This is a genomic window from Burkholderia semiarida (assembly GCF_029268935.1).
GTDB lineage: Bacteria > Pseudomonadota > Gammaproteobacteria > Burkholderiales > Burkholderiaceae > Burkholderia > Burkholderia semiarida.
In genome coordinates this window covers 2005397-2023947 of sequence record NZ_JAHLCL010000008.1, presented here as the reverse complement: position 1 = coordinate 2023947, position 18551 = coordinate 2005397, and the positions used below count along the sequence as shown (strand labels likewise).

The 18551-nt window shown below is 67.9% G+C and carries 11 protein-coding genes; 3 read left to right on the top strand and 8 right to left on the bottom strand.

Annotated elements, in window-relative coordinates:
* Positions 1–29: 29 nt before the first annotated feature.
* From KPB06_RS32145 to osmF, 4 genes are read right to left on the bottom strand one after another with little or no spacing between them, the layout of a single operon-like run.
* A complete protein-coding gene (locus KPB06_RS32145) occupies positions 30–797 on the bottom strand; it encodes an ABC transporter permease (RefSeq protein WP_104012530.1) in 768 nt (255 codons plus the stop codon).
* A complete protein-coding gene (locus KPB06_RS32140; RefSeq protein ID WP_104012531.1) occupies positions 794–1747 on the bottom strand; it encodes an ABC transporter ATP-binding protein in 954 nt (317 codons plus the stop codon). Before KPB06_RS32140 ends, KPB06_RS32145 begins: the two co-directional genes overlap by 4 nt.
* Positions 1744–2922 carry an ABC transporter permease gene (locus KPB06_RS32135; RefSeq protein WP_104012532.1) on the bottom strand — a complete coding sequence of 393 codons (1179 nt, stop codon included), beginning with the start codon at positions 2920–2922 and terminating at the stop codon, positions 1744–1746. The genes KPB06_RS32140 and KPB06_RS32135 overlap by 4 nt, the downstream gene beginning before the upstream one ends.
* Positions 2919–3842, bottom strand: coding sequence for a glycine betaine ABC transporter substrate-binding protein OsmF (osmF, locus tag KPB06_RS32130; protein WP_104012533.1), 924 nt, complete (start codon positions 3840–3842; stop codon positions 2919–2921). Before osmF ends, KPB06_RS32135 begins: the two co-directional genes overlap by 4 nt.
* A gap of 166 nt (positions 3843–4008) precedes the next feature.
* Between osmF and KPB06_RS32125 the strand changes: the two genes are divergently transcribed.
* On the top strand, positions 4009–4938 hold the full coding sequence (locus KPB06_RS32125) for a 2-hydroxyacid dehydrogenase (RefSeq protein WP_059575365.1): 930 nt from the start codon (positions 4009–4011) through the stop codon (positions 4936–4938).
* Positions 4939–5058: 120 nt separating this feature from the next.
* Here the strand turns inward: KPB06_RS32125 and KPB06_RS32120 are convergent, their stop codons facing one another.
* From KPB06_RS32120 to KPB06_RS32110, 3 genes are all read right to left on the bottom strand, one after another.
* Positions 5059–6162: a terpene synthase family protein gene (locus KPB06_RS32120; protein ID WP_146075214.1), complete on the bottom strand. Its 1104-nt coding sequence runs from the start codon at positions 6160–6162 to the stop codon at positions 5059–5061.
* Between the two features lie 43 nt (positions 6163–6205).
* Positions 6206–7168: an SAM-dependent methyltransferase gene (locus tag KPB06_RS32115; protein ID WP_099317796.1), complete on the bottom strand. Its 963-nt coding sequence runs from the start codon at positions 7166–7168 to the stop codon at positions 6206–6208.
* A gap of 492 nt (positions 7169–7660) precedes the next feature.
* Positions 7661–9619, bottom strand: coding sequence for a Xaa-Pro dipeptidyl-peptidase (locus KPB06_RS32110; protein WP_275905697.1), 1959 nt, complete (start codon positions 9617–9619; stop codon positions 7661–7663).
* 554 nt (positions 9620–10173) lie between these two features.
* On the opposite strand from KPB06_RS32110, the gene KPB06_RS32105 reads away from it, so the two are divergent.
* Positions 10174–10986: a hypothetical protein gene (locus tag KPB06_RS32105; RefSeq protein WP_104012536.1), complete on the top strand. Its 813-nt coding sequence runs from the start codon at positions 10174–10176 to the stop codon at positions 10984–10986.
* Between the two features lie 26 nt (positions 10987–11012).
* On the opposite strand, the gene KPB06_RS32100 is transcribed toward KPB06_RS32105, so the two are convergent.
* Positions 11013–12281 (bottom strand): lipoprotein-releasing ABC transporter permease subunit, encoded by a 1269-nt coding sequence (locus KPB06_RS32100; protein WP_104012537.1) that lies wholly within the window; start codon positions 12279–12281, stop codon positions 11013–11015.
* 251 nt (positions 12282–12532) lie between these two features.
* On the opposite strand from KPB06_RS32100, the gene KPB06_RS32095 reads away from it, so the two are divergent.
* Complete coding sequence (locus tag KPB06_RS32095) at positions 12533–18529, top strand: alpha-2-macroglobulin (protein ID WP_275905698.1); 5997 nt, start codon at positions 12533–12535, stop codon at positions 18527–18529.
* The last annotated feature ends 22 nt before the right edge of the window (positions 18530–18551 follow it).

The window sequence follows — 18551 nt, the reverse complement described above, 5'->3', positions numbered from 1 at the left end:
TTCTCCTTCGAAACATTCCGCAACGGTTTCTAGGCGCGCCGCGCGCTCGCCGCCCGCGCAATCGCGCCGATCGCATCGCTGACGAGCACCGCGAGCAAGCCGACGATCACGCCGCCTTGCAGCACGAACGCGGTGTTCGACGTCTGCAGGCCCGCGATGATCACGTCGCCGAGCCCGCGCGCGGCGACCGTCGAGCCGATCGTCGCGGTGCCGAGATTGATCACGACCGCGAGCCGGATGCCGTTGACGATCACCGGGAACGCGAGCGGCAGCTCGACGGACACCAGTTGCTGCCACCCGCTCATTCCCATTCCGCGCGCGGCGTCGACGACGTCGCGCGGCACGTCCTCGAGCCCCGCGATCGTGCTTTCGAAAACCGGCAGGAGCCCGTACAGCACGAGCGCGATCAGCACGGGTTTCAAGCCGAAGCCGACGGCCGGCACGGCCAGCGCGAGCACGGCGACCGGCGGGAAGGTCTGGCCGATGTCGACGACGCTGCGCGCGACCGGCAGGAAATCCGCGCCGAACGGCCGCGTGACCGCGATGCCGGCCGCGACCGCGACGATCGTGCCGATCAGGCTCGACAGCGCGACCGTGCCGAGATGCGCGAGCGTGAGATCGAGCAGGCTCGCGCGATCGTAGATCACCGGCGCGCCGTTGTCCGCGAACGGCGCGAACAGACCTTGCAGCCACCCGGGGCGCAACAGCAGCACGAGCAGCAGCGCGAGCGCGGCCGCGCGGGCGACGTACGCGGGAAGCGAAGGCCGCTTGGGCCGCACGCTGCTGCGCGTCGTCATGCGGGCTTCCTCGCGTGCGAGCGGATCGCGTCGAGCGTGATGCGGCGAGGGCCGTGTGCGTGACGGTTGCCGTCGGCCGTATCGTCGACGGGCAGCGCATCGACACCGCGCCACAACAATTCGGATACCGCATCGCGCAGCGTGCGCGTCGCCGCGATCGGTTCGCCGTCGGCGTGGCCGGCTTCGGCCACCGTGTCGATCGGCGTCAGCGCGAGCAGGCGCAGCGGCCGATCGACGCCCGCGACGAGCTGTTCGACGACACCGGCCGCCGGCTTGCCGAGAATCTCGGCCGGCGTCGCGACCTGCAGCAGCCGGCCGCCGTCCATCACCGCGATCGTGTCGCCGAGCTTCAGCGCTTCCTCGATATCGTGCGTGACGATCACGACCGTGATGCCGAGGCGGCGCTGCAGCGCGAACAGGTCGTCCTGCGCCTTGTTGCGGATGATCGGATCGAGCGCGCCGAACGGTTCGTCCATCAGCAGCATCGCGGGCTCGGCGGCGAGTGCGCGCGCCACGCCGACGCGTTGCTGCTGGCCGCCCGACAGTTCATGCGGCAGCTTGCCTGCGAACTCGGCCGGCGCGAGATGGAACAGATCGAGCAGTTCGTTCACGCGCGCGTCGATGCGCTCGGCCGGCCAGCCGAGCAGGCGCGGCACGGTCGCGATGTTGCGCGCGACGCTCCAGTGCGGAAACAGCCCGTGCCCCTGGATCGCGTAGCCGATGCCGCGCCGCAACTGTTCGGGCGCGACGCTTGCCGTATCGACGCCGTCGATGCGGATCGTGCCGCTGGTCGGCGCGATCAGCCGGTTGATCATGCGCAGGAGCGTCGACTTGCCACTGCCCGATGCGCCGACGAGCGCGGTGATCGTGCCGCGCTGCACCGTCAGCGATACGTCGTCGACGGCGACCACGTCGCCGAAGCGTTTGCCGACCCGTTCCATCTCGATCATCCTGCACGTCCCTTCGCGAGCGACGTCGCGGCTTCGAACACGACGGCGGCCGCCAGTGCGAGCGCGATCGTCGGGATCGCGCCGAGCAGCACGAGATCGGCGGCCGATTGCCCGATCCCCTGGAAGATGAAGGTGCCGAATCCGCCGCCGCCGATCAGCGCGGCCACCGCGGTCAGGCCGATGTTCTGCACGAGCACGATCCGCACGCCGCTCAGGATCACCGGCAGCGCGAGCACGAGATCGACGCGCAGCAGCCGCTGCATACGTGTCATGCCCATCGCGCGTGCCGCTTCGGTCACGTGCGGCGGCACCTGTCCGAGCCCGACCACGACGCTCGATGCGATCGGCAGCAGCGAGTAGAGGAACAGCGCGAGCACGGCCGGCGCGACGCCGATGCCGCGGATGCCGAGCGCGGCCGCGAGCGGCACGTGCGCGGCGAGCAGGCCGAGCGGCGCCATCATCAGCCCGTACATCGCGATGCTGGGGATCGTCTGCACGACATTGAGCACGGGCATCGCGATCGTGCGCACCGTCGCGATGCGCGCGCAGGCGATGCCGAGCGGCACGCCCGCGACGAGCGCGGCGGCGACCGAGCCGCCGGCGAGCGACACGTGACGGATCGCTTCGCGCCAGAAATCGTCGCTGCGCACCGCGTATTCGCGCATCACCGAGAGGCCGTCCCACCAGCCGCTCGCGAGCGGCACCGAAACCGCCGCGATCGCGACGGCAAGCGCGGCGAGCCGCCGCCATGGGCCGAACGCGAGGCGCGCGAGCGCATCGGCGATGAGCACCGCCCACGCGAACAGCAGCAGCCAGACGCCGGCGTCGGGCGACACGCGGGCCAGCATGTCGTCGGGCGCGACGACGTGCGCCGCGGCCGCGCCGATCGCGTACGCGAGCGTCGCGAGCCCCGTGCAACCGGCCGCGAGCCGCCACGCGGGACGGCTCGCCGTCATCGCCCACAGCGCGCCGACGGTCCACAGCGCGGCGAGCGCGGCGCCCTGCATCGGCGGCAGCGCGGCGAACACCGACAGCCCGGTGCCGGCCGCGATCCGGTTCGGCCGCAGCACCGCGAACGACAGGCCGAACACCGCGACGAGCGTCAGTACACCGATCAGGACACCGACCTTGTCGAGCGTGATGCGCCGCGCGGACGCCGCCGCGCGGCCCGTCATTTCACGAAACCCTTCGCTTTCAGATAGCTTTTCGCGACGCCGGCGGCCGGCTCGCCGTTGAGCTGGATGCGGGCGTTCAGCGATTGCAGCGTCTTCAGGTCGAGGCTCGCGAACACGGGCTTCAGCAAGTCGGCGATCTGCGGATGCGCTTTCAGCGCGGCTTCCCGGATCACCGGCGCCGGCGCGTAGACGGGCTGCACGTGCTTGTCGTCGTCGAGCACCGCGAGGCCGCTCGACGCGATGCCGCCGTCGGTGCCGTAGACCATCGCGGCGTTCACGCCATCGGTCTGGTTCGCGGCGGCCTTGATCGTCGCGGCCGTGTCGCCGCCGGACAGCACGACGAGCTGCTCCGGCTTCAGCTTGAAGCCGTACGCCTTCTCGAACGACGGCAGCGCCGACGCGCTGTTCACGAACTCGGCCGAGGCCGCGAGCTTCACCTTGCCGCCGCCGGTCACCCACTTGCCGAAATCGGAGAAGGTCTTCAGGTGCTGCGACTGCGCGACGGGCGCGAGCAGCGCGACGCCCCACGTGTTGTTCGCGGGCGCCGGTGCCAGCCACACGAGATGGTTCGCCGCGTAGTCGAGCTTCCTGGCGGTGTCGTAGCCTTGGCTCGCGTTCTTCCATACCGGGTCGTCGGCCTTGTTGAAGAAGAACGCGGCGTTGCCCGTGTATTCGGGGTAGATGTCGATCTCGCCGCTCGTGAGCGCCTTGCGCACGATCGGCGTCGTGCCGAGCGCGATCTTTTCGGTGACGGGAACGCCGTGGGCCTTCAGCACCTGTGAAATGAGGTTGCCGAGCAGGTTGCCTTCGGTGTCGATCTTCGACGACACCACGACGGGCGTGTCGGCATGCGCGCCGGGCGCGACGATCGCGGCGGCGAACGCGAGGCCCAGGATCCGGGCGGGCAGGGCGAGCTTCATCGGGGCCAATCTCCAGGACGGGGGCGTACGCCGAAAGTTACTTGACTGAGCCGGCTTTGGCAAACCGCGTGCGGCCGCGTGTCCACAGACGGCGTGGGGATAACCCGCATCCATCGTGCGGGCTTGTTACACTGAAATTCACTCCCGCCTGCGGACATTTGCTGACATGAAGCCCGAGCTGCTGGTCCTCATCGCGCTGCGCGGCGACGCGCATCGCGAGATCGCCGCGTCGTTCGACGTGCGTTACGCGCCGACTCCCGATGCGCGCGAACGCGCGATCGCCGAGCACGGCAGCACGATCCGAGCGGTGCTGACCAACGGCAGCACGGGGTTGAGCGCCGCCGAGATCGACCGGCTGCCGCGCGTGACGTTCGTCAGCGCGCTCGGCGCGGGCTACGAACACATCGACGTCGTGCATGCGAAGACGCGCGGCATCACGGTGGTGACGGGCGCCGGCACCAACGACGATTGCGTCGCCGATCACGCGTTCGCGCTGCTGCTGGCGGCGGTGCGCAACGTCGTGCAGCTCGATGCGAAAACCCGCGCGGGCGTGTGGCGCGACGAGCTGTCGATGCCGCCGAACGTGTCGGGCAAGAAGCTCGGCATCGTCGGGCTAGGCAAGATCGGCGAGAAGTGCGCGCGTCGCGCGGCCGGCTTCGACATCGAGATCGGTTATCACAACCGCTCGGAGAAGCCGGTGCCGTACCGCTATTTCGACCGGGTCGACGCACTCGCGCAGTGGGCCGATTTCCTGATCGTCGCGACGCCGGGCGGTGCAGGCACGCGACATCTGATCGATCGCGCGGTGCTCGACGCGCTCGGCCCGGGCGGTTTCCTCGTGAACGTGTCGCGCGGCAGCGTTGTCGATACCGCTGCTTTGGCGGACGCGCTGCGCGAACGGCGCATCGCGGGCGCGGGGCTCGACGTGTATGAAGGCGAACCGGCGCCGCCGCGTGCGCTGACCGATCTCGACAGCGTCGTGCTCACGCCGCACATGGGCGGCTGGTCGCCCGAGGCGCTCGATCGTTCGGTGCGGCAGTTTCTCGACAACGCGGCGCGGCATTTCGCAGGGCAGCCGGTATTGACGCCGGTGTAGGCGGCGATCGGTGTTGCCGGTGCGAAACGCGGTCGCGCCGGTCGCGAGACGGGGCGGTTCGGACCGCTTGCACGCCTTGCAGGCCCTCGTGAACCGAACCCGGCACCGTCATCGATCGAATCAGCTTGCGGGGCGGCCGCCCGCGAGATCCGCGGCCGCCACTTCATCGGTGGACGGTAGCGGCCGAATGGTCACCTCGCCCGAAATGAACCGTTTTCCTTTGAAATCCCTGCCGTGGTAACGCGTGCTGATCGCGTGAAATTCGGCATTGCCGGACGCCAGATGCTCGAGTTCGGTCACGTAGGCGCGCACATCCGCGTCGTCTCCGAGCGGGCCGGCGAGGACGCGGTCGCGCGCGGCGATCAGCTTGCGTTCGTTCTCGGCAACCAGCGTGGCCAGCTTGTTCAGCGCGTCCTGGAGCGTCAGGCCGTCGCGGTACATCAGCAGCCAGACGGAATTGACCGAATCGGCGATATGAATCTCTTTCCGGAATGAATACGGGTCGTTGACCAGCGTGATCGAATCGATGGCGGCCGTTCTCATTTCCGCCAGCGACCGGTCGGCAGCCAGGTGATCGGTCATGTCCACGTCGATCGCGTATTCCGTCATGATGGCTGCCCATTCCCCGTAATTGTCGATGCGGCGCATCTCCAGATAGGCGTCGAACGTGAGCTCGTCCATCTTCAAGGCCAACGGATCCGTCTGCCTGACGATCAAGGTACGCAGCGATTCCTCCAGCCGTTGCCAGACGCGGGGCTTCGACGCCAACTGTTCCTTGACGGTCAGCAGCCCCTCGTACAGCAACTGCGCGATCGGGGCGCTGTCCGGCGGGCGCACGCCGGCGATCGCGTCGAAGTAATGCTGCCGCAACGTCGCGCGCCTGTGCGCCTGGTCCAGCATGTCGGGGTTGGTGATCGTGTCGTCGATCAGCGTGGTGATGCTCATCATCCGTTCGAGATCGTAGATCCGGTCGTCTCGCGTGTGCGGGTAGCACAGGCCGCCGAATGACGGCATGCTTTGCGCCAGATAATGTTCGACCGCCTTCTGGCTACCGTAGTACGCGAGGATGTACGGGCTGTCGGTGAGCGCGATTCGGCGCTCCGCCTCGTCGTGGCGCGGATGCCACATGGGCTTCAATTGCAGATGGAAGTCCGGGTGGAAGATTTTTTCCCCCGGCTTCGGCAGGCCGGGGAGATCGCGAACGAAGTTGGGAATCTCTTTCATGGCGGATTCTCGGCTCGAGGTCGGGGGCCGGAAACGGCGGCCTTCAGCGATCGCGCCTGAGCACGAAGCTGTAGATGGAAACCTGGCGCTTCACGATGGCGACGGCCAGGCTCTCGCACATCACGCGGAGTTCTTCCAGCGCGCCGACCGCACCGCGCGGAAAATGACGCTCGATGTTCTCCTGCACGCTCAGCAGCCAGCGCGTCGCGTCCATCCGGTCCGGCAGGATTCTCATGTCGTGGACGACAAAGCCGCTCTGCTCGAACACCTGGCGCAGGTACGCGGGCGTCTTGCGATACTTGCATGCCAGCCTGTCGACGAGATCGGGCGTATCGGACCGGTAGTCCTGCAGGTCGACGTTATACAGATTGTCCGAAACGATGACCGTTCCGTTCGCGGACAGCCGTTGCCGCAATTTGGCCATCACGATTTCGAAAAGATCGTAGGGGAAGTGGGAAATCACCCCGCGCATGATCGCAAGGTCGTAGGGTTGCCCGAAATCCGGCAGCAAATCGATATCGAGCGCATTGCACCGGAACAGGTTGATGCGGTCCGACAAGGCTCGCGCGGCATTGACTTCGGCGCAGTATTCGAGCTGGCGTTCGCTGATGTTGATGCCGTCCAGGCGATGACAGTCGGGAAACCGCTCGGACAGATCCCGCAGCACCGTTCCCCAGCCGCAGCCGATGTCGAGTATCCGCTCGACGGGCTGGCGGCCGGGCCTATCCAGGCCGGCGAGCTCGAGTTGCCGCTCGAAATACCTGAGGCCGGATTCGTCGAGGCCGATCGGCTCCGGCGATCGGGCCGGGTCATAGATACCGAACTGGAACCAGAGGCGATCGCCGATCACGCTGCTCCAGCTTTCCGGGTCGTCCTGGTAAGCCAGTGCGACCCGCGACTCGTAATCGTTTCGTTCCCGGCCCCGTATCGAAGCGAACGGCTTGACGGTCCGGCCATTCAATGGCGATCCCGATCCGACGGCGGTGTCCGTGCCGATATTGCTCATAGCCATTCTCCGAGGCGGGGGTACGACGCCATGCACGGGATAGCCGGACTTCCGTGTCCGGCGAGCGCGGTTGCTGCCGAATCACGGTTGCATGATCGAAGCGGGCGACATCCCCTTTCCTCGACCAGGACAGAAAATCAGCGGCACCCGATTCAAAAAAGACGAGCGATTACCGTGGGCCGCGACTCGGCGGCCGCCGGTCGGGCTGGAAACGGCATACAGGCAAAGGGAATCCCCGAGGGCAACCGGTTACGAATTTCCGGATTATTGATTTCCCAATCTAGTCGATCGGGTTTCGATGTCAAGCGACAGAATGCTGTTTCATTTTCCGATTCAAAGAATCGCTTGATTCACGAAATGCGGAATGATCATTCCGACGGGGCGGCCTTTTTAAAGAAACAGAAAATCGAGCCGGACGATGGGAAACGATCCGGGATGCGGAGGTACCGGCATCCCGGATCGTGTCGAGGGGGTACCGCGGGCTGCCGCGGCTCAGGAAGCCGCGAGCGGCACCGTCACCGACGTGCCGGCCGGATCGAGCGTCAGCCCCGTGCCCGGCGTCGGCCGCAGCGTCGCCTCATAGTCGCTGGAGAGGACCACGAGCCCCAGCCGGTGGCCGGCTTCCAGCTTGTAGTCGCGCGGCATGAACGTCAGCTTCAGGTCGTACGGCATGCCGGGCAGCACGGGCTGCGACACCCACTCGGACAGCCGGTTGCGCGGGTCGGTCCATGCGCGTGTGACGATCGTCGCCGTGCCGTCCGGCGCGCGGTCGACCAGCAGCGCCGTCACGTTCGCCACGCCCGTGAAGGTCAGCCTGACGCGCGCGGTCGCCGTGCCGGACAGGCGTGCCGCGGCCGTCAGCGGGGCCGTCTCGAAGCGGCTGCGGTTTTCGCCGGTCGCCGTGTTCGCCAGCGTCAGCGCGGGAATGCGCGCATCGTCGGTGAAGCGCGCGAGCGGGCCGCCGGTCGGCTGCCGCAGCAGCGTGCCGGTGGTTGCGCCGTCGCCGCCGGCGAAGTACGTGACCGGCGTGGCGCGACGCGCGGCCCAGTCGGCTTCCTTCAGCAGCGAGCCGTCGGCCTGAGCGATCACCGCGCGCGGATCCTGCTCGACGCCGTTGTCGTAGCCGATCAGGTAGCGCGTGAACCAGCGGTTCACCTCGGCGGTCCACGCGTCGGCCATCCCCGGCACGCGGGTCGGATCGGTGTGCTTCAGTCGATGCAGCCACAGCTGGGTCGGCACGCCCTGGCGCCGCATCGCCAGATACCACGACGTCGACTGGTCTACGCGCACGTTGTCGTCGGTCAGCCCTTGCGCGACGAGCGCCGGCGCGACCGCGAACGCGGTCGGAATGTCGCGCGCGGCCCAGAACGGCGAATAGTCGCCGGTCTTGCGGTCTTCCTGCTGCAGCGCTTCGTCGATCAGGTGCGTGCAGCGCTCCAGATGCGCGTTCGTCAGCAGCGCCTTGATGTACACGTCGACATCCTCGCCCTGATAGCCTTCCGGCGCGCGCACGAGGCCGCCCGAGCGGTAGTAGCCGTACATGTTCGACAGCCCGGCGATCGGCACGATCGCGTCGAGCCCGCGCGTGCGCAGGCTCGCGACCATCTTCGGCAGCGTGCCGTCGTACGACACGCCGTACATGCCGACGTGGCCGGTCGACCAGTTCGCGACGACCGTCTTGCCGTTCGCGTCCTTCGCGGTCGCGTCGCGGCCGAGCCAGCGGATCACCGACGCCATCGCGACCGATTCGTCGCGCGTGAGGATCGTCGGGCAGCCGTCCGAGCCGGCGGTGCCGAGCGAATCCGCATAGACGATCGTGAAGCCGCGCGGCACGAAGTAGCTCTCGATCCACGAGCGGCCGGCGGCCGCCGCCTCGACTTGCTGCAGCATCCGGGTTTGCGGTGCGGCGGCCAGGATGCGCGTGGACGCCGATGCCGCGGCGCCGGCGGTCGCGGCCGGATGCGGGGTGCCGTCGAGTTCGACGTCGACGTCGTGGTTGGGGCTGTCGGCGAGCCCCGCGTAATACGGGCTCGCGAGCACGATGACCGGCGTGCGCGCGCCGTTCGCGGTCTCGGCCGGCCGCACGATGCGCACGTGGATGCGGTCGCGCGTGCCGTCGCCGTCGGAATCGACCGGCGTGTCGACCCACGCGTTCTCCTCGATCGTGCCGCCCGACAGCGACGGCTGCACCTGGCCGTTGCTGATCACCGGCTTGTAGCGTCCGCCGCTCGCCGGATTCGCGTACGGGACGCCGGACGGTGAAAAGCGCGACGCGAGCGATTGCGTATTGGACTGATCGGCCGCGGCGGCGGCCCCCTCCTGTTGGCCCTGTGCGAGCGCTGACACGCCCGCCACGCTACCGCCGTCGTCACCGCCGCACGCGGCGAGCGTCGCGGCCGCCACGAGCGCGGGCAGCCACGCGCGCCGGAATCCGGTTCGATGAATGTTCATTGCAGCGACCTCGTCTCTTGTGATTGTGTGGAACCGGTCGGCTCGCGATACGCCCCCTGCGGCCTGGCCGGGTACTGCATCGGATGAAGCGGAACTGCACCATCAAAAACGGCGGGCGAGACGGAAGGGGATCTCGCCCGATGCCGGCGTGCGTCAGGCGGCGCGCATCCGGCTGGCGTCGAGGCGAGCGCATCGCCCCCGAGCGGAATGCGTCAGTGCGGCGGTTCGATACGAAAGCAGGAGTGCGAATCAAACAGAAGCATGCCCGAGCTCCCTTCAGGTTTCGGATGAAACGGAACGGCACGATGCGAAGAGGCGGAAATGTTGCGAACGGCGGTGCTGCAACGGCAGGAAAGCGCGACGCGATCCGGCACGCTGTTGGCCGGGATTGCTTTCCGGAAGCTTGCGCAAAAGTTATCTCAGTGAAATGCGCGTGTCAAACTTTTTTAGCTTAAATCAAACAAAGTTTCTGTATGCGTGTGGCCGGCGACCTCAACTTCCATGGAATCCGTCCGTAAACTGCAAAAAACAGGCTGAAAACGAGAGAGAGGGCAATGACGATTCCAGTCACGGCGGCGGGCGACCTGTCGCTCGCGCAAATGGCGCAGGCGGTGCTCGACGGGCGCCAGGCATCGGACACGACCGCGTCCGGCGCGTCGCCAGACGAGCCGATCGGCGTTCGGGCAGTCGATCCGCAGGCGATGCAGGCGGCGCTGGCGAAACAGTTGTCGATGGTGGGCGACCTGACGATGAAGCTGCGCGGCGTCACCGACGCGCTCGCGACGAGCCTGCAGGACATCGTCGCGAAGCGCCCCGATCTGGCCGACGCGCCATTCGACTTCGTGACCGACGACGGCCGGATCAAGGTCGTATCGAAGACGCTGACCGACAGCGATCGCGCGTGGGTCGAATCGACGCTGAACGCGAACGCCGGCCTCGTGCTCGCGATGCGCGATTTTCACGAGCAGGCGGTCGATATCGCCGCGCAACGCGCGGCCGTGCGCGGCGACACGTTCGCGGACAGCGAGCGCGCGGCGGCGAGCCAGGGCGCCGATGCGCGCTTTCATTTCATGAGCCTGCTCAACCGCTCCGTCGCGGACAATCCGCCACCCGTGCCGCCGGGCGGGCACTTCACCACGCAGGACGGCACGACGCTGACGATCGAGCCATCGGCCGGCACCGCGCGCGGCACGCTCGCGCTGCTGAATACCGCGCGCCAGTTGTCGTCGGGCGCGGCGATCTTCGTCGACTCATCCGGCAAGAAGTCCTACGGGATGCGCGCGGAACTTGTCAACGTCGGCTTCGACGTGCTCGCCGCCTACGCGCCGGACGGCGGCAACAGCGTCGGTTTCCACGAGATCGCGTAACGCCGCGCCAATCGAGCCGCTCGCGGCTACTCGTCGCGCAGCGCGTCGGCCGGCCGCACCCGCGCGGCGCGCCAGCTCGGGTACAGCGTCGCGACGCACGACATCAGGAACGCGGCCGATGCGATCTCGATCACGTCGAGCGCCGACAGCTTCGACGGCAGCGCGCTGAGGAAATAGACGGACGGTGTCAGGAAGCGGATGCCGAGCAACTGCTCGATCGCCGGCAGCACCACCGGGATGCTTACCGCGATCGCGCAGCCGAGCGCGACGCCCGCCAGCGTGCCGGCGAGGCCGATCGTCATCCCCTGGATCGCGAAGATCTTCATGATCGAGCGGGGCGGCGCGCCGAGCGTGCGCAGGATCGCGATGTCGCCCTGCTTCTGCGTGACCGTCATCACGAGCGACGACACGAGGTTGAACGCGGCGACCGCGACGATCAGCATCAGGATCAGCGACAGCATCCGCTTCTGCAGCCGCTCGGCTTCGAACCACGTGCGGTTCTGCCGCGTCCAGTCGCGGATGTACAGGTTGCCCGACAGCGTGCGCGACAGCGCGAGCGCGATCTCCGGCGCGCGCTGCAGATCGTCGATGCACAACCGGATGCCGGTCGGCGCGCTCACGTTGGACAGTTGCTGCGCGTCGCGGATGTGGATGTACGCGAGCGCGCTGTCGTACTGGTAGTGGCCCGACTCGAACGTGCCGACCACGTTGAACTGGCGGAACCGCGGCAGCGCGTCGCCGAGGCGCGCGGTGTTGCCGGGCGCGAAGAACGTGATGCGGTCGCCGATCTTCACCTGCAGCGCGTCGGCGAGCGCGGCGCCGAGCACGATGCCCATCTCGCCGGGCACCAGCGCGTCGAGGCGGCCCGTCTTCAGCTTGCGCGCGATCTCGGACACGCGCGGCTCGAGCACCGGATCGATCCCGCGCAGCGCGACGCCCGTCACGTTGCCTGCGTTCGTCAGCAGCGCCTGTGCGTCGACATAGGGCGCGACGGCGCGCACCGAAGCATTCTGTAACGATTCGTGCGCGGTCAGCCGCCAGTCGGGCATCGCGCCGGCCGGCGAAAAGATTTCCACGTGCGCGAGCACCGACAGCATCCGGTCGCGCACCTCGGTGCGAAAGCCGTTCATCACCGACAGCACGACGATCAGCGCGGCCACGCCGAGCGCGATGCCGGCCATCGCGGCGCCGGCGATGAACGACACGAAGCCGTCGCCGGCCGAGCGCCGGCCGCCGCGCGCGTAGCGCAGCCCGATCTGCCATTCGAACGGGAGTTTCAAGCGGTTTCCTTTCATTTCGGTTCGATCCTGCCGAGCCGCGCATTCTAGCGAACGCGGCGCGACCGCGCGCAGAGGTCGGGTATCGGCCGGCGTTGCGCGCCGGCACACAGCTGTTTCCATCGTTTCGGGTCTGATCGATAATGGCGCCCAGCATCCGGTCGATACCAAGTACTCACGGCGCAACCGGGCCGCGCCGTCACAAGACCCATAACGATTCGGGGAAGGTTGCCGCTTGGGCAGCATGTCCTTGACAAGGAAATAACAAAATGGATTTGCTGCGTTTCCTGCTGCTCCTGCCGATTCGCCTGGCGGGCTTCGTCTGTTGGCTGCTTGGCTGCGCGCTGCGGCCGCTGGTCGGCGACGTGTCGTGGACGGCGCCTGCGTGGATGGGCGTCACCGCCGCGGCCGTGCGCCGCCGCCCGTGGCATGCCGGCGGCATCGTGCTGCTCGCGGCCGCGCTCGGTTATGGCGGCTACTGGTTCAAGCATCGCCCGAAGCCGCCCGAGCCCGAAACCGTCGGCTTCACCGTGAAGGCGCCGGCGATCACGACCTACGAGGTCGACGACTCCGACAAGCCGAAGATCACCGTGCATCCGCTCGAGGTGGCGTTCTCGCGATCGGCCGCGCCGATCGAACAGGTCGGCAAGCCGGCCGGCGACGGCATCGAGATGACGCCCGCGCTGAAGGGCGCGTGGGAGTGGGTCGACGACAAGACGTTGCGCTTCACGCCGGCGGCCGACTGGCCGGTCGGCACGCACGTCGAGGTGCGCTTCGCCGTGCATCGCGTGTTCGCGCCGCAGGTAACGATGCACGACGACCGTTTCGCGTTCGACGTGCCGGCGTTCGCCGCGACGTTCGGCGACAACCAGTTCTACCAGAACCCCGACAATCCGGCGGAGAAGCAGGCGCTGCTGCAGTTGCGTTTCAACTACCCGGTCGATCCGGCCGAGTTCGAGAAGCGCATCGGCCTGGTGCTGGTCGGCCGCGACGGCAAGACCGTGTCGCCGCTGCGTTACACCGTCAACTACGACAAGATGAAGACGAGCGCGTGGGTCTACTCGCAGCCGCTCGAGATTCCGCGCGATCCGCTGACGGCACGGCTCGACGTCGACAAGGGCGTGAAGAGCGCGCGCGGCGGCAACGGCACGCCCGACGTGCTGCACGCATCGGTCGGCGTGCCGGGGCTGTACAGCCTGACGATCGACAACATCGCGCCGACGCTCGTCGACAACGAGCGCTACGAGCCCGAGCAGGTGCTCGTCGCCGAAACCTCCGACGGCGTGCGCGGCGCCGAGCTGGCCGCGCGCGCGAAGGCATGGGTGCTGCCCAAGCGCAAGCCGGGCGTCGAGCAGGCGGACGACGATCCGCCGTACGAATGGAACGTGGCCGACATCAGCGACGCGGTGTTGAAGCAGTCGAAGCCGCTGCCGCTCGAAGCGGTGCCGACCGAGAACGACTACGCGACGCTGCAGAGCTTCAAGTACCGCGCGACGCCGGGCGAGCGCGTCGTCGTGCGGTTCGAGGGCGACCTGAAATCGGCGGGCGGCTACCGGCTCGGCGCGCCGGTGACGAACGCGTTCACGGTGCCCGATTATCCGAAGCTGCTGCGCTTCATGGCCGACGGCTCGCTGCTGTCGATGAGCGGCAGCAAGCGGCTGTCGGTCGTGTCGCGCAACCTGCCGGGCATGAAGGTCGAGATCGGCCGCGTGCTGCCCGACCAGATCCAGCATCTCGTGAGCTTCAACAACGGCACGTACGCGCGGCCCGAGCTGTCGTATTCGTTCAGCGAGGATCACATCGTCGAGCGCTTCGTGCAGACCCGTGCGTTTCCGGCCGGCGACCCCGGCCGTGCCCATTACGAAGGCATCGACCTCGGCCAGTACCTGAAGGGCGACAAGCGCGGCGTGTTCCTGCTGCATCTGTCGAAGTACGATCCTGCGGCCGAGAAGAAGAAAGCCGACGATGCGAAGGACGGCGATTCGGCGTCCGGCGACGGCGGCCAGGATTCATCCGACAACGTCGATTCGGGCGACAGCGGCGGCAACGGCGACGACAGCGACAACGCGCTCGGCGACACGCGCCTGATCGTCGTGACCGATCTCGGGATGCTGGTCAAGAAGGCGCTGGACGGCAGCCAGGACGTGTTCATCCAGTCGATTCGCTCCGGCAAACCGGTTGCTGGCGCAACCGTGTCGGTGCTCGCGGTGAACGGCCAGGCGCTGTTTTCGCAGACGACCGGCGCCGACGGCGTCGTGCATTTCCCCGCGTTCAAGGGGCTCGACCGCGAGAAGCGTCCGCAACTGTATGTCGTGAAGAAGGACACCGATCTGTCGTTCCTGCCGGTGGCCGGCCGTGACCGTCAGCTCGACTTCTCGCGCTTCGACGTCGACGGCGAGCGCAACGCGACGGGCCAGGGGCAACTGTCCGCGTACCTGTTCTCGGATCGCGGGCTGTACCGGCCCGGCGATCCGTTCCATATCGGCCTGATCGTGCGCGCGGCGAGCTGGGCGCGCAGCCCGGCCGGCGTGCCGCTGCAGGCGGAGATCGTCGACCCGCGCGGGATGACCGTCGAGCGCAAGCCCGTGACGGTCGACGCGACGGGCTTCACCGAGCTCGGCTACACGACCGCCGAAACGGCGCCGACCGGTACGTGGACCGTCAACCTGTATATCGTCAAGGACGGCCAGCCGGGCGCCGAGCCGATCGGCAGCACGACGGTGCAGGTGAAGGAATTCCTGCCCGACCGGATGAAGGTCGACGCGAAGCTGTCGCAGCAGGTCGTCGAAGGATGGGTGAAGCCGAAGGGGCTGAAGGGCCTCGTCGATGCGCAGAACCTGTTCGGCACGCCGGCCGAAAAACGCCGCGTCGCGGCGAAGCTGACGCTGCGCCCCGTGTGGCCGTCGTTCCGCAGTTGGCAGGGTTATCACTTCTTCGACGCACGCCGCGCGAAGGAGGGCTACACGACCGCGCTGCAGGACGGCACGACCGACGACAAGGGCCATGCCGAGTTCGACCTCGATCTCGACAAGTACGCGGACGCGACCTACCAGCTCTACTTCCAGGCGAAGGCATACGAAGCGGAAGGCGGGCGCAACGTCGCCGCGAACGCGCAGACGCTCGTGTCGAACAACGACTGGCTCGTCGGCTACAAGTCGGTCGACGATCTCGGGTACGTGAAGCGCGGCAGCCCGCGCACGGTGCGGCTCGTCGCGATCGATCCGGGCGCGAAGGCGATCGACGTGAAGGACCTGCGCGCGCAGCTCGTCGAGCAGCGCTACGTGTCGGTGCTGACCAGGCAGGATTCCGGCGCGTACAAATACGATTCGCGCTTGAAGGAAGTACCGGTCGACGAGAAGCCGCTGTCGATTCCGGCAGCCGGGCTCGACTACGCGCTGCGCACCGACAAGCCGGGCAGCTACGCGCTCGTGATCCGCCGCGCCGATGGCGCCGCGGTGAACCGGATCGAGTATTCGGTCACGGGCGCCGCGAACGTCACGCGTTCGCTCGATCGTAACGCGGAGCTTCAGGTGAGCCTCGCGAAGCACGATTTCAAGCCGGGCGAGCAGGTGGAAATCGCGATCCGTGCGCCTTACGCGGGCAGCGGCCTGATCACGATCGAGCGCGACAAGGTGTATGCGCACGCGTGGTTCCACGCGGACACGACGAGCTCGATCCAGCACATCACGGTGCCGGCCGGCTTCGAGGGCAACGGCTACATCAACGTGCAAACCATCCGCGATCCGTCGTCGGACGAGATCTTCATGAGCCCGCTGAGCTACGGCGTCGTGCCGTTCTCGGTGAACCTCGACGCGCGCCGCAACGCGGTGAGCGTCGATGCGCCAGCGCTCGTGAAGCCGGGCGATACCGTCAATTTCGTCGTGCATTCGGCGAAGCCGGCGAAGGTCGTCGTGTTCGCGGTCGACGAGGGCATCCTGCAGGTCGCGCGCTACAAGCTCGGCGATCCGCTGAAGTTCTTCTTCCGCAAGCGGATGCTCGAAGTCGGCACGTCGCAGATCCTCGACCTGATCCTGCCGGACTTCGAGAAGCTGATGGCGATGGCCGCGCCCGGCGGCGACGCCGACGATGCGATCGGCCGCCAGCTGAACCCGTTCAAGCGCAAGCGCGACAAGCCGGTCGTCTACTGGTCGGGGATCGTCGACGTGAACGGCGACACGCGCCTGAGCTACACGGTGCCCGACTATTTCAACGGGAAGCTGCGCGTGATGGCCGTGTCGGTGTCGCCGGACCTGGTCGGCACGTTCGAAGGCGCGACGACGGTACGCGGCGATTTCGTGCTGTCGCCGAACGTGCCGACGACGCTCGCGCCCGGCGACGAGGCCGACGTCAGCGTCGGCGTCGCGAACAACCTGACGGGCGTCGGCAACCAGCCGGTGCCGGTCGCGGTCACGCTGAAGACGGGCCCGCAGTTGCAGGTGATCGGGCCGGCGACGCAGAACGTCGCGCTCGCGCCGCAGCACGAAGGCGTCGCGCTGTTCCGCGTGAAGGCGACCGACACGCTCGGCTCGGGCGCGCTGTCGTTCGGCGCGCGCTACGGCACGAAGGGCGCGCAGCAGCGGGTCGACGTGTCGGTGCGGCCGGCCGCCGCGTTCCGCACGCAGCTCGACATCGCGCGGCTCGAGCCGGGCAGGAAGGCGAGCGTGCCGAACCTGCGGTCGATGTACGACGCGTATGCGTCGCGCGACGCGAGCATCTCGACCGCGCCGCTGGTGCTGTCCGAAGGGCTGTCGTCGTATCTCGTCAACTTCGAGCACGCGTGCAGCGAGCAGATGGTGAGCGCGGCCGTACCGCGCATGTTCGCGGCGAAGTGGCTGTCGGTGCGCGCGCTGACGAGCGCGATGCATGCGCCCGAAGCCGGCGTCGATGCGACGAATGCGAGCGCGATCGCGCAGTTCCTCGGCGTGCTGCGCAGCCGGCAGAACGCACAGGGCGGCTTCGGCCTGTGGAGTGCGACGCCCGATGCCGATCCGTTCGTGTCCGCGTATGCGATGCACGTGCTGCTCGATGCGCGCGACCGCGGCGTCGCGGTGCCGAAGGACATGCTCGACGCGGGCAACGCGTACTTGCAGCGGCTCGCCGCGAACGATTCGCTCGGCTCGCTCGACCTGTTGCGGCAGCGCGCGTACGCGGTGTACCTGCTCACGCGCCAGGGCAACGTGACGACCAACAACCTCGCGGCCGTGCAGAAGCGGCTGCAGGCGGCCTATCCGAACGACTGGAAGAACGATCTCGCGGCGGCGTGGCTCGCCGCGTCGTATCAGTTGCTGAAGCAGGACAAGGAGGCCGCGGCGCTGATCGCGGGCCCGCAGGCGTTGCTCGAGCGCAAGCGCGCGTCGGACGGCGATGATTCGACCGGCTACTACATCGACCCGCTGACGCGCGACGCGAGCGTGCTGTACCTGCTCGCGAAACACTTCCCGGAGCGCGTGCGCAAGCTGTCGCCGCGTGCGATGGACAACCTCGCCGCGCCGCTCGTCGACAATCGCTACAACACGCTGTCGTCGGCGATGACGATTCTCGCGCTCGACGCTTACGCGGCATCGAACGCAGGGCAGCTCGACCAGCTCGCGATCAATGAAGTGCGCGCGGGCGCCGCGCCGAAGGACGTATCGTCGATCCAGGCGAACCTCGTACGCTCGGGCACGTGGGCGGCCGGCGCGTCGCGGGTCGACTTCGTGAACGGCAGCGCGTTGCCGGCCTGGTGGGTCGCGAGCCAGTCGGGCTACGACCGCGGCACGTCGACGAAGGCGATCAAGAACGGGCTGGAAATCGTGCGCGACTACACGGATACGGACGGCAAGCCGCTCGCCAGGATCACGCTCGGCCAGGAGATCGACGTGCACATGAAGATTCGCGCGACCGGTTCGGCGAACGTCGGCAACGTCGCGATCGTCGACTTGCTGCCGGGCGGCTTCGATCCGGTGATCGCGCCGCCGCCCGTGACCGATACGGAGGACGGCAACGGCGACGGCAGTGCGTCGGCGCCGGTGGCCGATGCGCCGTGGCATTCGCCGATCGGCGTGAAGGGCTCGACGTGGCAGCCGCAGTTCGCCGATATCCGCGAGGATCGCGTGGTGGTCTACGGCACCGCGACGACCGACGTGCGGGAGTTCGTCTACCGGATCAAGGCGAGCAACGCGGGTCGCTTCATTGCGCCGCCGGCCTACGGCGAATCGATGTACGACCGCCGCGTGCAGGCGCAGGCGCCGGGCGGCGCGGCGCTGACGGTGGAGCGCGTGCGATGACGAGGCGGCTGCATCGGCGTGG